Genomic DNA, 13437 nt, shown 5'->3' on the forward strand with positions numbered 1-13437 from the left:
TCGTCATGGCGATGTCGCAGGATGGGAGCCTCTCCTACAGGGAACTTCCATGCTCCGGTTGCGCTTCTTGCTCGCGGTACTCGCGATCACGTGTTCCTCTCTGGTCCAAGCCGATTCGCCGGTGTCCGGCGTGGACGCCTGGCTGCGTCTGCATGGTTCCAACACCGTGGGGCAGCGGCTGGCACCGGAGTTGGCGGTGGCCTTTGCCGAAGCCGAAGGCTGGCGGGTCGAGTCGCGGCGCGCCGAGCGGCTCGACGAGCTGCGCATCGGCATCGTGCGCGGGCGCGAGCGGGGCGTGATCGAAATCGCCGCACATGGCACCGGCACCGGCTTGCAGGCACTGCTCGACGGGCGCGCCGATCTGTGGATGGCATCGCGCGCGGTGACCGCGGAGGAGTTGCAGCGCGCCTCGGCGTGGGGGCGGCTCGACCATCCGCGCCAGGAGCACGTGATCGCGCTCGATGGCGTCGCGGTGATCGTGCATCCGCGCAGCACGCTGCGCACGCTCGCGATCAGCGACGTGCGGCGCCTGTTCAGCGGCGAGGCGCGCGACTGGGCAGCGCTCGGCCGCGCGCCCGGCAAGGTCGCCGTGCATGCGCGCGACGACCGCTCCGGCACGTTCGACACCTTCCGCTCGCTGGTGCTGGACGGCGCGCCGCTGGTGGCGACGGCGCAGCGCTACGAATCCTCGGATGAACTGGTCGCCGCGGTCGCCGCAGATCCCGATGCGATCGGTTTCGTCGGTCTCGATTCGGTCGCGGGTACGCGTGCACTGGCGATCTCCGACACCGGTACGCGCGCGCTTGAGCCGCGGCGGCTGGAAGTAGCGACCGAGGACTACGCGCTCTCGCGCCGGCTCTATCTCTACGCTCCGGAACTGCAGTCCGAGCGCGTGCGCGCCTTCATCGAGTTTGCCCAGGGCGAGGTCGGCCAGCGCATCGCCGAACGCGTCGGCTTCGTCGGCCAGCAGCTCACCGCAGTGCGCGAAACGCCGCGTGCGGACATGCCGTCGGAGTACCTGGCGCTGACCGAGGGCGCGCAACGGGTGTCCGTGAATTTCCGCTTCGACACCGGGCTCACCTATCTCGATGGCAAGGCCTTGCGTGACCTGCAGCGGCTGGCCGAGTTCCTCGACAGCGAGGCGATGCGCGGTGTCGAGGTCGCGCTGATCGGATTCTCGGACGCCAAGGAAGCCAGCCCGATCGACGCCATCATGCTGTCGAACGATCGCGCCGACTACATCGCGCAGATGTTGAATCGCGCCGGCGTGCCGGTGCGGCGCATCCGCGGCATGGCCGACGCTTCCCCGGTCGCGAGCAACCGCAGCGAGATCGGGCGCGGCAAGAACCGACGCGTCGAAGTTTGGGTGCGGGCGCGCGCGGCCGCGGCGATCGATGCTGCACGATCGACCCGTTGAGCGCGCCCACGCGGCGGTGGCAGGGGTCTTTCGGATGACGGTGCGCCGCATCAGCTCGAGCGTGGTTTTTCGGCGGTGCGTACGGAAACCGCGCTCGATATCGACGAGGTGTTGCTGCGTACTTCACTCGGTGGCCGCGGCCGGCGCGTTGTCGGTGCATTGGATGCTCTGGTCGACGGCGGCGATGGTCGCGAGTGCGGTTTCCGACCAGTCGCCGTTTGCCGGGCGCATGTCGCCGAGCACGAGGAAGCGCGAGCCGGTGCTCGATGGCGGGAGGTCGAAGCCTTCGTAGATCTGCGGGTCACCCAGGAAGGTGAATCGATAGACCACGCCGGTGATTTCCCGGCCGCACCAGCGCACGCTGCGGCCCGGAAGCGGACCTTCGGAGGGGGCGCGCTCCGATGCCATCGCGCCGGCCAGTGTTGCCAGGTAGTCCGCCACCTCCATCGCGTATTCCGGCGAGTGCAGTTCGAGTTCAAAGTCGCCGCGTTCTACGGTCCAGCTCGGGTAGGCGTCGCGGTCGACGGTTGCGCGCAGCACTGCCGGGTACCGGAAGCGGACGCCGGCTTGCGCGAACTCGGTCAATTCGGCGAGTGCGGATTGCGAAGGTGCGCCGCGCAGTTCGTCCACCATCGCGTCGACGAAAACGCCCGCCAGCGAACGTTCACGCGCCTCGGCCGGCGCGGGTGCTGGAGGATCACTTCCGCCGCATCCGGCCAGGGCCATCAGCAGGCACGCACAGGCGCCGCGATGGGGTCTTGAGGCGTGTTGGCCGGCTCGCCGCGTCATTTCCCGCGCAACCTCTGCACACCCGCGACCACGGCGAGCACGAGCGCCCCGGCGAGGATGCCGACGACCAGATCGAACAGCATCGACAGCAGCCAGCCCAGCGTCTGCGCGTGCAGGCTTTCGCCGAAGTGATGCAGTGCGGGAACGCCTTCGACCAGGATGTGGCCACCGACCAGGAACATCGCGGCGGTGCCGGCGAAGGACAGGAACTTCATCAGCTTGGGCGCGCCCCAGAGCAGGAACCGGCCGATGCCGCGCTTGAGCTTCGCGAACGCGGCGGCGCGCGCGTCACGCGAGAGATAGAGGCCAAGGTCGTCGAGCTTGACGATGCCGCCAACCAGCCCGTAGACGCCGATGGTCATGATGATCGCGACGCCGACCAGCACGCCGACCTGCACCGAGAACGCCTTGGCGGCAACCGCGCCGAGTGAGATCACGATGATCTCGGCGGACAGAATGAAGTCGGTGCGCACCGCGCCTTTGATCTTGTCCTTCTCCCACTGGACCATGTCGACCTGCTCGTCGCTCACGGCCTGGACCAGCTCGGCATGGTGCTGGTCGTCTTCCTTCTTGCTGTGCAGGAACTTGTGGAACAGCTTCTCGACGCCTTCGAAGCACAGGAATGCGCCGCCGATCATCAGCAGCGGCTTGATCGCCCAGGCCGCCAGCGCGCTGATGATCAATGCCGCCGGCACCAGGATCATCTTGTTCACCGCCGAACCTTTCGCGACCGCCCACACCACCGGTAATTCGCGGTCGGCGTTCACGCCCGCAACCTGCTGCGCATTCAGCGCCAGGTCGTCACCCAGCACGCCCGCGGTCTTCTTCGCCGCCACCTTGGTCATCACCGCAACGTCGTCGAGCAGGGTCGCGATGTCGTCGAGCAGGGCAAAGAAACTGGAGCTGGGCATGATGCAGGACCGAAAGCGAACGGATGGCGGATTCTGCCGGCAGCGCGCCTGAAGCCCAAGCTCCGGTTTTCCGCCGCAGCCGCCGCGCAGGGCGCTTCCGATCGAGCCGCGTCATGTGGATCAGTGGGTTGCGGGCGCAACCGTCAGCGCGGAGCGCGGTCAAGCTGCTCAGCCCAAATCCCCGAAGCGGGTTTGCAGGGCGGCGATTGCGGCGAGGCCGGCGGTTTCGGTGCGGAGGATGCGCGGGCCGAGGGTGATGCGCTGGAAGCGGGCCTGTTCGAGCACGGCCAGGTCGCGGTCGGAGAAGCCGCCTTCGGCGAGCAGGCGCGCGGCGCGCTCCAGCGGCAGCGGCGATTCGATCTTGGGCGCTTCGCAGTTGCGCTGCCGCTGGATCTGCCGCGATCCCTGTTGATTGGCAGCTTCGCGCACGTCCGCATCGGCTCTCAAGGCCCTGGCGACGTTGCCGTGTCGGCGTCGGTGCGGCGCATGCGCAACAACTGATTCGAGATTTCCTGGGCCGCTTCGTAGATCTGCGGGCTGTAGGTCCGCTGCCAGACGGTTTGCAACGAGATCCCGGGCCGACAGAGCCCGGGCTCTGCGCAGCCGACCCATGCGCGCAGCGAATCCGCGCCGCACTGTCCGGACAACTGGCAGGACGCCATCTGCGCAGCGAGGGACTGTGCGGTACGCAGGGATTGCCGCGCCTGGCTGCCAGAGAACAGGGATTCCCCGAGGTCGATGCGGGCGCCGCGATTGAGCAGGAAATCCATGGTCATTTCCAACGCTTCGCCGGAGCGCGTCCTGCTCAACAGGTCTCCCGCGATCGTCATCGCTGCGGGCAGATCGGTTTGGGCCAGCTCATTCAGCCCCGATGCACGGTAGACATCATCGGTGTGGGGAAGCGCATCAGCGTCGCGTTCGATCACCTCCCTCGGTTCGACGATGGCACCATCACAGAACCGTTCGAGGAAAGCGAGTTGGGCCTGCTTCGAGGGGTCATTGCGGAACTCATCCGGGTTCTTGGCCAGTCGCTTCCTATCCAGCTGCAAGGCGATGCCGCAGGTGAATCGCGCCACTCGGCGCTGCGAAAGCCCCTCCGATGTTTGCTGCCAGTAGGGATCGCCGACCTTGGTGAGCAATTCGGCGTAGCTACTGACTTGGCCGGGGTGGCGCGTGCCCGTGCCCGTGTCCAGAGCATCAACGCCCGAGTACGATGGCGGCGATGGGTTCGCTGGAACCGCAGGCTCATGCTCCGGTGCAGTAGCGTTGCCGGCAACGGATGTCGCCATTGAACCGTTCCCTGCCTCGGACTTCTCCTCGGTCATCTGTGCCGGACCGGCCCACCAATGGGCGAGCCCTCCGAGGAGGAGGGCCGCCACTGCGAATGCCAGCAGAACGCGCATACGACTACTCACAGCTTGAAAAGGGATCAGGCTCGAACTGATCCGCCCCGAAAATTCCGTTTCGGAGCCAGGTCCAGGATCCGTTGGAAAGCACCAACTCGACCTCGCCCAAATGCGGGATCATCCCATTCTCCTCCAGTGCAAACTGCACAACATCCTGGAGAATTCCGGGGTCAGTGCTGCAGCTGTATATGTGACTGGCGTCTACCTCGGAGCCGTCCTCCTTCACATAGACGCCGCTGTGCACTTCGTACCCAGGACGCTCAGGAAGGCCGCCACCGCCTCCGCCACCGTAGTAGTAGGGGTCGGGATCGGGATTGTGGTTTCCGCCACCGCCCCCGGATCCACCGCCCCCTTCGTAGTACCAGCAATACAGGTAGTTTTGGCTGCCGCCACCGCCGGAGACCGAGCCGGACTGGCAGTGCCAGCCCGATCCGGTGTCGATCATGGCGTTGGTCTGCACTGGAAGTGCGAGACAGAGCAGGAAAACAAGCGAAGAGACGGTTCGAAGCAGCATGGACGAATCCCTGTGATTGGGTGGGCAGGCGCGACTCCTGATCGCGCGGCGCGCACCGTAGCCAGAGGGGGGGGGGGGGCTGTCAACAGTTTGTTGCATTGATCAACATCGGTTCAAACGCCTCACGAAGTATCCCTTAGGTTGTAGCGCGGGGGAGATTCCGGCTAGCCCAAATCCCCGAAGCGCGTTTGCAAGGCGGCGATGGCGGCGAGGCCGGCGGTTTCGGTGCGTAGGATGCGCGGGCCGAGGGTGATGCGCTGGAAGCGGGCCTGTTCGAGTACGGCCAGGTCGCGGTCGGAGAAGCCGCCTTCGGGGCCGATGGCGATGGCGACGCTGTCGCGGCACTCGATGCGCGACAGCGTCTCGCCGCCGTCCGGGTGCAGCACCAGGCGGGTGTCGTCGCCGTCGGCGAACAGGCGCGCTAGCGGCAGCGGATTGTTCTCGGGCGCATCACGCTGACGCTGGAGCTGCCGCGACTCCTATCGACTGGCGGCTTCGCGCAAGTCGAATCGGTTCTCAGGGGCCGGGCGACAATGTCGTCTCGGCGTCGGTGCGGCGCATGCGCAAGAGTTGGTTCGAAATCTCCTGGGCGGCTTCGTAGATCTGCGGGCTGTAGGTTCGCTGCCAGACGGTTTGCAACGAGATCCCGGGCCGACAGAGCCCAGCATGTTCGCAGCCGACCCATGCGCGCAAGGAATCCGCGCCACATTGTCCGGTCAGTTGGCAGGATGCCATTTGCGCGGCGAGGGACTGGGCAGTACGCAGAGATTGCCGCGCCTGGTTTCCGGAGAACAGGGATTCGCCGAGGTCGATGCGGGCACCGCGATTGAGCAGGAAATCCATGGTCATTTCCAGTGCTTCGCCGGAGCGCGTCTTGCTCAACAGGTCACCCGCGATCGTCATCGCTGCGGGCAAGTCGGTTTCTGCCAATTCGATCAGCCCCGACGCACGGTAGACATCGTCGGTGTGTGGAAGCGCATCGGCGTCGCGTTCAATTACATCCCGCGACTCCGCGATCACGCCGTCACAGAACCGTCCGAGGAAGGCGAGTTGGGCCTGCTTCGAGGGGTCATTGCGGAACTCATCCGGGTTCTTGGCCAGTCTCCTCCGGTCCAGCATCAAGGCGATAGCGCAGGTGGAGTAGGCCTTGCGACGAAGCGAAATTCCCTCCGATGTTTGCCGCCAGTAGGGATCGCCGACCTTGGCGAGCAATTCGGCGTAGCTGCCGACATGGCTGGGGTGGCGTGTGCCCGCTTCGGTGCGCACGCCCGGACCCGGCGCATCATTGCCCGAGTGCGATCGTGGCGATGCGTTCGCCGGAACTTCGATCTCAGGCTTCGGCGGGGCGGAGTTGCCGGCACCGGGAGCCAAGCTTGAGCCATTGCCGGCCGCGGACGACTCCGCGGTCACCTGCGCCGGATTGGCCCACCAATGGGCGAGCCCTCCGAGAAGGAGGGCCGTCACTGCGAATGCCAGCAGAAGGCGCGCCCGACTACTCACAGTTTGAATCGACCACTGCATCGAACTGATCTGCGCCCCCGATGTTGTTTCGGAACCAGGTCCAGGAGCCGTTGGAGAGCACCAGCTCGACCTCGCCGTAGCGCGGGATCATCCCGTTCTCTTCCAGTGCAGACTGCACGACATCCTGGAGAATTCCGTACGGAGTGCTGCAGCTGTACATGTGACTGGCATCGACCACGGAGCCGTCCTCCTTCACGTAGACGCCATTGTGCACTTCGTACCCAGGACGCGCAGGAAGGCCAGTAACGCCACCGCCGCCGCCATAGTAGTAGGGGTCGGGATCGGGGTTGTAGCTCCCTCCGCCTCCGCCTCCGCCGCCGCCATCGTAGTACCAGCAGTACAGGTAGGTTTGACTGCTGCCGCCGCCAGAGGTCGATCCGGACTGGCAGTGCCAGCCCGATCCGCTGTCAATCATGGCGTTGGTCCGCACAGGAAGTGCGAGACAGAGCAGGAAAACAAGCGAAGAGACGGTTCGAAGCAGCATGGACGAATCCCTGTGATTGGGTGGGCAGGCGCGACTCCTGATCGCGCGGCGCGCACCGTAGCCAGAGGGGGGGGGGCTGTCAACAGTTTGTTGCATTGATCAACATCGGTTTCCGATGCTCTGAGGGTTCTCCCGACCGTGGTGCTGGGGAGGTTTCGACTACCCCAAATCCCCGAAGCGCGTTTGCAAGGCGGCGATTGCGGCGAGGCCGGCGGTTTCGGTGCGCAGGATGCGCGGGCCGAGGGTGATGCGCTGGAAGCGGGCCTGTTCGAGTACGGCCAGGTCGCGGTCGGAGAATCCGCCTTCGGGGCCGATGGCGATGGCGACGGTATCGCGGCACTCGATGCGCGACAGCGTCTCGCCGCCGTCCGGGTGCAGCACCAGGCGGGTGTCGTCGCCGTCGGCGAACAGGCGCGCGGCGCGCTCCAGCGGCAGCGGCGATTCGATCTGCGGCAGTTGCGCGCGGCCGCATTGTTCGCAGGCGGACTCGATCACGCGCTGCCAGTGCAGGATGCGCTTGTCGGCGCGATCTTCGTCGAGACGCACCTCGGTGCGGTCGCTGCTGACCGGCACGATCTTGACCACGCCGAGCTCGGTCGCCTTCTGCAGGATCAGGTCCATTTTTTCTCCGCGCGCGATCGCCTGCACCAGCGTCACCGCCAGCGGCGATTCGGTGCTCACCACATCGACCCGGTTCAGCAGCACGCGCGCCTCGCGCTTGCCGAGGCTGATCTGCCCGGCGTAGTCGTGGCCATCGCCATTGAACAGGGTCACCGCGTCGCCTTCGCGCAGACGCAGCACGCGCACCGCGTGGTTGGCCGCGGCTTCGGAGAGGATCGCGGCCTGGCCGGATTGCAGGGGTTGGTCGACGAACAGACGGATGCGGCGCATGGGAACCTCAGGAAACGGCGCGCTCGATGCCTTCGCGCGCGACCTCGATCATGAACTCGATCTCGTCGGGCGTGATGCAGTAAGGCGGCATGAAATACACGGCGGACCCGAGCGGACGCAGCAACACGCCGCGTTCGAGGCCATGACGATACACGCGCAGGCCGCGGCGCTCGCTCCAGTCGAAGGCGCGGCCATCGCCGTCGACCAGATCGAAGGCGGCGATCATGCCGGTCTGGCGCAGATGGCGGACATGCGCGTGATGGCGCAGCGGCGCGAGGGTCGTGGCGAGATGCAGGGCCAGCGCGTGATTGCGCTCCAGCACCGGCTCGTCGCGGAAGATGTTCAGCACCTCGAGCGCGACGCGGCAGCCGAGCGCGTTGCCGGTGTAGCTGTGCGAATGCAGGAACGCGCGCAGCTTGGCGTACTCGTCGTAGAAGCTCTGGTAGACCGCCTCGGTAGCGAGCACCGCCGACAAGGGCAGGTAACCGCCGCTCAGGCCCTTGGACAGGCACATCAAGTCAGGCGCGATGCCGGCCTGCTCACACGCGAACAGGGTGCCGGTGCGGCCGAAGCCGACTGCGATCTCGTCCGCAATCAACAGCACGCCGTGGCGGTCGCAGGCGGCGCGCGCACGCCGCAGGTACTCAGGGTCATGCATGCGCATGCCGGCGGCACACTGCACCAATGGTTCGAGGATCAGCGCGCAGATCGAATCGCCGTGCTCGGCAAGCAGCGCGTCGAGCGCGTCGGCGGCGCGCACCGCGACATCGAGCGCGGTCTCGCCCGGTTGCGCAAACGTGGTGTCCGGTGACGGCGCGGTCAGCGGTGTCAGCAGCAGCGGCGCATAGGTTTCGCGATACAGCGGGATGTCGGTGACCGAGAGCGCGCCGAGCGTTTCGCCGTGATAGCCGCGGGCGAGCGCGACGAACTGCGTGCGCTGCGCATCGCCACGGTTGCGGCAATGGTGGAACGCGAGCTTGAGCGCGATCTCGACCGCGCTCGAACCGTTGTCGGCGTACTGCACGCGCGTCAGCCCCTCGGGTGCGACCGCGATCAGTCGCTCGGCCAGCTCGACCGCGGGTGCATGCGTGAAGCCAGCCAGGATCACGTGTTCGAGCCGGCCGACCTGCTCGCGCAGCGCTGCGTCGAGGCGCGGGTGCGCGTGCCCGAACAGGTTCACCCACCAGCTCGAGATCGCATCCAGGTAGCGCTTGCCGTCGTGGTCGGTGAGCCACGCGCCGCGGGCGCTTTGGATCGGAACCATCGGCAGCGTTTCGTGGTCGTGCATCTGCGTGCACGGGTGCCAGACCACGGCCAGGTCGCGGCGGGCGAGTTCGGCATTGTTCGGGCTCAACGTGGAATACCGGTGATGGAGGAGTGCTGGGTTATGATCATGGCCGATTCCGATGACGGCAAGGTGTTTCCGATGCAGGTTCGTGGTGCGCGTGGCTTCACATTGATCGAGGTGCTGGTGGTGGTGGTGATCCTCGCGATCCTCGCGGCGATCGTGGTGCCGCGCGTGATCGGCCGCACCGACGACGCCATGATCGCCAAGGCCAAGGCCGACGTGCAGGGCCTGTCGACGGCGCTGAATCTGTACAAGCTCGACAACTTCACCTACCCAAGTACCGACCAGGGCCTCGATGCCCTGGTGCTGAAACCGGGCGGCAGTCCGGAAGCGGCGAACTGGCGCAGTGGTGGTTACATCGAGCGCCTGCCCAAGGACCCGTGGAATCGCGACTACCAGTACGTCGCCCCGGGCAGCCACGGCGACTTCGATGTCTATTCGCTCGGCAAGGACGGCCAGAGCGGCGGCGAAGGCATCGCCGCCGACATCGGCAACTGGACCGAGTGATTGCGATGCGCGTCGCGACGCGCGGTTTCACCCTGATCGAGGTGCTGGTCACGGTCGTGATCCTGGCCGTGCTCGCCTCGGTGCTGGTGCTATCGGTCGGTGCTGGTGACGAGGAACAGCGCCTGCAGCGCGAGTCGGAACGGCTGCAGGCGCGCATCGTCTATGCCTGTGAACGCGCCGAACTGACCGGGCGCGAACTCGGCTTGCACCTGCGTCGCGGCGGCTATGCCTTCAGCACGCCCTACGGTGAGCAATGGCGCTTCATCGAGGACGACAAGGCGCTGCAACGCGCCTCGCTGCCGAAGGCGATCACGCTCGCTGCCGGTGACGAGGAACTGGCGACGTCGTTCATCGAGAAGCCGCAGTTCCTGTGCTTCGCCTCGGGCGAGGCGACGCCGATGCAGATCGAATTCGCCGCCGGCGCCGGCGCCACGCGCTGGCGCATCGACATCGCGCTGGACGGACGCACGCGTCTGCAACGACGCGCGCCGGACGACCGCGACTGGCGCGACGCCGGGCGCCAGCCATGAAGCGCGGCCGCGGCTTCAGCCTGGTCGAAGTGCTGGTCGCGCTCGCCGTCGTCGCGATCGCGCTGGTCGCCTTGCTCGCCGCGGCCGGGCGCATGGCGCGCGACGCCGATCATCTGCGCGAGCTGACCCTGGCCGACTGGGTCGCCGCCAACGTGCTGGTCGAAACCCGCCTGCGCGAGCCGTTTCCGAACCTCGGTCGCAGCGAAGGACGCATGCGCATGGGCACGCGCGAATTCCTCTGGCAGCGCGTGGTGCAGAACACGCCGGAGCCGGCCTTGCGACGCATCGACGTGCACGTGTTCGCGCACGACGCCGGCAACGACGACGCGCCGATCCACAGTCTGGTCGGCTTTGCGGGGCGGCCATGACAGCCGCGCGTGCCCGCGGTTTCACCCTGGTCGAGGTGCTGGTCGCGGTGTTCATTTTTGCGCTGCTGATGATCGCCGCGTATGGCAGTGTCGATGCGCTGCTGCGCACGCGTGACGGCCTGGCGCAGCAGAACGGGCGCCTGCGCGAGCTGCAGTTCGCGGTCGGCATGATCGAACGCGACCTGCGTGCGACGATCTCGCGCCCGGTGCGCGCCGGCTATGGCGAACGCGAACCGGCCCTGATCGGCAGCCGCGACGCGATCGCGTTCACTCGCGCCGGTGCCGCCAATCCGCTGCAGCTGGAACGCGCACGCATCGAACGTGTCGGGTATGCCTGGCGTGACGGGATGCTGAGCCGCATCGGCTTCGCCGTGCTCGATCGCGCGCCAGCCACGCCGCCACTGAGCCGCGATCTGCTCGGCAAGGTGCAGCGCATCGGCTTTCGCTATTTCGATGGCCAGCAGTGGCGTGATCAATGGCCGCCGCCGAACGCGCAGCCGCGGCCGCTGCACGCGCTGCCACGTGCGGTCGAGTTTATGTTCGATGCGGCCGATGTCGGCGTCATCACGCGTCTGGTCGATCTGCCCGAAGTCGACGAACCGGCGCCGGGCAGTCGCCAAGGCCCGCCAGCGGGGTTGCCACCATGAAATCGCAGCGCGGGGTGGCCTTGATCGTGGCGGTGCTGCTGGTCGCGCTCGCCACGCTGATTGTCGCCAGCCTGATCGACACCACCGATCTGGCGCTCGCGCGCACCCGCAATTCGGTGCGCGAGCAGCAGGCGCACGCCTATGCCCGCGGCCTGGAGACCTGGGCGCTGGACTGGCTGCGGCGCGACCAGAATGAGGAACCGGGGATCGATTCGAATGGCGATATCTGGGCGCGACCCTTGCCGCCGCTGGATGTCCAGGGCGGGCGCATCGGCGGCCGCCTGCGTGATCTGAACGGCTGCTTCAATCTCAATCATCTGATCGTCAACGGTGTCGAGGACGCGCTCGCGCGGCGCCGCTTCGAGCGCTTGCTGCGCGCTCTGAAGCTGCCGCCGGAAATCGCCGATGCGGTGGTCGACTACGCCGACGCCGACAACGAGTCCGGCCCGCGCGGCGCCGAGGACATGGCCTATCTGCTGGTGAGTCCGCCGCGCCGCGCCGCCAATCAACCGTTTGCGCATGTCTCCGAGCTGCGCCTGGTGCGCGGTGTCGACGAGGCTGCCTTCCGCACGCTCGAAGCCCACGTCTGCGCCAATCCGGAGACCAGCCCGATCAACGTCAACACCGCCACGCCGCCGGTGCTGATGAGTCTGGTCGAGAACCTCGACGAGGCGCGGGCGCGCAAGCTCAACGACGAAGGCCATGCGCGCATGAGCAGCATCGAAGCCTTCGACGCCAAGCTGACGCAGCTCGGGCTGGTGCGCGACGGCGGTCCCACCGGGCCCGGCGTCGGCGTCGCCAGCACCCAGTTCCGCGCCGAAGCCGTGATCGAACTCGACGGCATCCCGTTTCGCTACTACAGCCGCATCGAGCGCAACGAACTCGGCCACCACGTCCGCGCCCGCAGCCGCGGCGTGGACTGAGCCAAGCCGCCGCAGCAAGCGGCGGCGGAACCTCAGCCGACCCAGTGGCGGAGCCGCGTGCGCCGCACCAGCAGTTCGTAACTGGTCAGGCACACGGCCAGCGTCAGCCCGACCGAGAGCAGCAGGCCCGCCGGCCACGCGAGCTCAAGTTCCAGCATGCGGTATTGCAGCGCGAACAGCAGCGGCAGGTGCAGCAGGTAAGTCCAGTACGCGCTGCGCGCGAGATAGCCGAGCCAGGCGCGTGGACGCGCCAGCCAGCGCAGTCCGGCCAGCAGGCACACCAGGGTGCCCCAGGTCGCGATGAGCGCCTGCAGCAGCGCCGTTGATGCGGGCGCGTGTCGCGACCAGTCGCCGGCGTCGAAGTTGCTCAACTGCCAGAGGAAGATCGCGTACGCGAGCCCGCACGCGAACAGTGCCGGCCACAGCCATCGATGCAGGGGTTTCAGCCAGTCAATGCGTCCATGCAGCGCTGTGCCGAGGGCGAAGAACGGGCCATACAACGCCAGCGCCCAGAACTGCGGGAACAGGCTCTCCGGTGCCGGATGCGGTGTCGTGGTCAGCAGAAAGCCGGGTGCGACGAGCAGCGGAATCAGCAGCGCGAAACGCTGCGGTGGCATGCGCATCGCGCGGGCCAGCCCGCTGCCCCAGCCGAGCGTGCGGCCGACCCAGGCCAGCAGCGTGAACAGCAGCAGGTAGTAGAGGAACCACAGGTGGCCGGTGCTCGGGGGCAACGCCGGCGGATTCGGCATCGCCAGCCATTCCCGCACCATCGACAGGAACGGCGACGGATGCGCGACCTCGGCAACGGCCCACCGCGTGCTCGCCGACGTGGCGAGATGGACCAGCGGCCAAGCCACCAGCAGGGGCACCAGGATGCGCCGAACGCGATTTCGCAGCAGGCCACCCATGCCCCGACGCGCGATCAGTCCGGCGGTGAAGAAGCCGGCGACCGCGAAGAACAGTGGCATGCGCACGAGATGCAGGCACCAGGCGAACGCATCGATCCACGCTGATTGCGTGCGATCGGCCGTTGGCCAGAAGCCGTGCAGCAACGGACTGTAGGCGAGCGCGGCGTGGAACAGCACGCCGCTGAGCATCGCCAGCGCGCGCAAGTGGTCGAACGCGTGGATGCGCGCGTCCGTCGGCGCGGCCGTCGCGGCGCCGGGATCGAGGTGGCTCAT

At 67.2% G+C, this 13437-nt stretch carries 16 protein-coding genes; 6 read left to right on the forward strand and 10 right to left on the reverse strand.

The window, feature by feature from the left end; translation table 11 throughout:
* Positions 1-49: 49 nt before the first annotated feature.
* Positions 50-1417 (forward strand): phosphate ABC transporter substrate-binding/OmpA family protein, encoded by a 1368-nt coding sequence (locus IPG63_09455; protein MBK6727469.1) that lies wholly within the window; start codon positions 50-52, stop codon positions 1415-1417.
* Between the two features lie 123 nt (positions 1418-1540).
* On the opposite strand, the gene IPG63_09460 is transcribed toward IPG63_09455, so the two are convergent.
* The 9 genes from IPG63_09460 to bioA all read right to left on the reverse strand — a co-directional run bounded on the left by IPG63_09460 (position 1541) and on the right by bioA (position 9287).
* Entirely contained in the window at positions 1541-2143 is a 603-nt protein-coding gene (locus tag IPG63_09460; GenBank protein ID MBK6727470.1) for a hypothetical protein, read from the reverse strand.
* Between the two features lie 59 nt (positions 2144-2202).
* Entirely contained in the window at positions 2203-3117 is a 915-nt protein-coding gene (locus tag IPG63_09465) for a DUF808 domain-containing protein (protein MBK6727471.1), read from the reverse strand.
* Between the two features lie 168 nt (positions 3118-3285).
* Positions 3286-3729 carry an RsmE family RNA methyltransferase gene (locus IPG63_09470; GenBank protein ID MBK6727472.1) on the reverse strand — a complete coding sequence of 148 codons (444 nt, stop codon included), beginning with the start codon at positions 3727-3729 and terminating at the stop codon, positions 3286-3288.
* 795 nt (positions 3730-4524) lie between these two features.
* A complete protein-coding gene (locus IPG63_09475; GenBank protein ID MBK6727473.1) occupies positions 4525-5037 on the reverse strand; it encodes a hypothetical protein in 513 nt (170 codons plus the stop codon).
* Between the two features lie 164 nt (positions 5038-5201).
* Positions 5202-5468, reverse strand: coding sequence for an RNA methyltransferase (locus tag IPG63_09480; GenBank protein MBK6727474.1), 267 nt, complete (start codon positions 5466-5468; stop codon positions 5202-5204).
* Between the two features lie 85 nt (positions 5469-5553).
* Positions 5554-6558 (reverse strand): hypothetical protein, encoded by a 1005-nt coding sequence (locus IPG63_09485; GenBank protein ID MBK6727475.1) that lies wholly within the window; start codon positions 6556-6558, stop codon positions 5554-5556.
* Entirely contained in the window at positions 6530-7042 is a 513-nt protein-coding gene (locus tag IPG63_09490; protein ID MBK6727476.1) for a hypothetical protein, read from the reverse strand. The genes IPG63_09485 and IPG63_09490 overlap by 29 nt, the downstream gene beginning before the upstream one ends.
* Before the next feature lie 159 nt (positions 7043-7201).
* Entirely contained in the window at positions 7202-7933 is a 732-nt protein-coding gene (locus IPG63_09495) for a 16S rRNA (uracil(1498)-N(3))-methyltransferase (protein ID MBK6727477.1), read from the reverse strand.
* A 7-nt stretch (positions 7934-7940) separates the two neighbouring features.
* Positions 7941-9287: an adenosylmethionine--8-amino-7-oxononanoate transaminase gene (bioA, locus tag IPG63_09500; GenBank protein ID MBK6727478.1), complete on the reverse strand. Its 1347-nt coding sequence runs from the start codon at positions 9285-9287 to the stop codon at positions 7941-7943.
* Between the two features lie 72 nt (positions 9288-9359).
* Here bioA and gspG point away from each other — a divergent pair, with 72 nt between their 5' ends.
* From gspG to gspK, 5 genes are read left to right on the forward strand one after another with little or no spacing between them, the layout of a single operon-like run.
* Entirely contained in the window at positions 9360-9788 is a 429-nt protein-coding gene (gspG, locus tag IPG63_09505) for a type II secretion system major pseudopilin GspG (GenBank protein ID MBK6727479.1), read from the forward strand.
* Positions 9789-9793: 5 nt separating this feature from the next.
* A complete protein-coding gene (gene gspH / locus IPG63_09510; GenBank protein MBK6727480.1) occupies positions 9794-10318 on the forward strand; it encodes a type II secretion system minor pseudopilin GspH in 525 nt (174 codons plus the stop codon).
* A complete protein-coding gene (gspI, locus tag IPG63_09515) occupies positions 10315-10686 on the forward strand; it encodes a type II secretion system minor pseudopilin GspI (GenBank protein ID MBK6727481.1) in 372 nt (123 codons plus the stop codon). Before gspH ends, gspI begins: the two co-directional genes overlap by 4 nt.
* Positions 10683-11333 (forward strand): type II secretion system minor pseudopilin GspJ, encoded by a 651-nt coding sequence (gene gspJ / locus IPG63_09520; protein ID MBK6727482.1) that lies wholly within the window; start codon positions 10683-10685, stop codon positions 11331-11333. Before gspI ends, gspJ begins: the two co-directional genes overlap by 4 nt.
* Positions 11330-12256 carry a type II secretion system minor pseudopilin GspK gene (gene gspK / locus IPG63_09525; GenBank protein ID MBK6727483.1) on the forward strand — a complete coding sequence of 309 codons (927 nt, stop codon included), beginning with the start codon at positions 11330-11332 and terminating at the stop codon, positions 12254-12256. The genes gspJ and gspK overlap by 4 nt, the downstream gene beginning before the upstream one ends.
* Before the next feature lie 32 nt (positions 12257-12288).
* On the opposite strand, the gene IPG63_09530 is transcribed toward gspK, so the two are convergent.
* A complete protein-coding gene (locus tag IPG63_09530) occupies positions 12289-13437 on the reverse strand; it encodes an acyltransferase family protein (protein MBK6727484.1) in 1149 nt (382 codons plus the stop codon).

The organism is Lysobacterales bacterium (assembly GCA_016703225.1).
Taxonomy (GTDB): domain Bacteria; phylum Pseudomonadota; class Gammaproteobacteria; order Xanthomonadales; family Ahniellaceae; genus JADKHK01.

Coding starts and splice junctions, on each gene's coding strand:
- gspH (MBK6727480.1), top strand. CDS start 9,794: ATGCGCGTCGCGACGCGCGGTTTCACCCTGATCGAGGTGCTGGTCACG.
- IPG63_09485 (MBK6727475.1), bottom strand. CDS start 6,558: ATGCAGTGGTCGATTCAAACTGTGAGTAGTCGGGCGCGCCTTCTGCTG.
- IPG63_09475 (MBK6727473.1), bottom strand. CDS start 5,037: ATGCTGCTTCGAACCGTCTCTTCGCTTGTTTTCCTGCTCTGTCTCGCA.
- gspK (MBK6727483.1), top strand. CDS start 11,330: ATGAAATCGCAGCGCGGGGTGGCCTTGATCGTGGCGGTGCTGCTGGTC.
- IPG63_09530 (MBK6727484.1), bottom strand. CDS start 13,437: ATGAGCCACCTCGATCCCGGCGCCGCGACGGCCGCGCCGACGGACGCG.
- IPG63_09465 (MBK6727471.1), bottom strand. CDS start 3,117: ATGCCCAGCTCCAGTTTCTTTGCCCTGCTCGACGACATCGCGACCCTG.
- gspI (MBK6727481.1), top strand. CDS start 10,315: ATGAAGCGCGGCCGCGGCTTCAGCCTGGTCGAAGTGCTGGTCGCGCTC.
- IPG63_09455 (MBK6727469.1), top strand. CDS start 50: ATGCTCCGGTTGCGCTTCTTGCTCGCGGTACTCGCGATCACGTGTTCC.
- gspG (MBK6727479.1), top strand. CDS start 9,360: ATGCAGGTTCGTGGTGCGCGTGGCTTCACATTGATCGAGGTGCTGGTG.
- IPG63_09495 (MBK6727477.1), bottom strand. CDS start 7,933: ATGCGCCGCATCCGTCTGTTCGTCGACCAACCCCTGCAATCCGGCCAG.
- IPG63_09460 (MBK6727470.1), bottom strand. CDS start 2,143: ATGGCCCTGGCCGGATGCGGCGGAAGTGATCCTCCAGCACCCGCGCCG.
- IPG63_09470 (MBK6727472.1), bottom strand. CDS start 3,729: ATGGGTCGGCTGCGCAGAGCCCGGGCTCTGTCGGCCCGGGATCTCGTT.
- gspJ (MBK6727482.1), top strand. CDS start 10,683: ATGACAGCCGCGCGTGCCCGCGGTTTCACCCTGGTCGAGGTGCTGGTC.
- IPG63_09490 (MBK6727476.1), bottom strand. CDS start 7,042: ATGCTGCTTCGAACCGTCTCTTCGCTTGTTTTCCTGCTCTGTCTCGCA.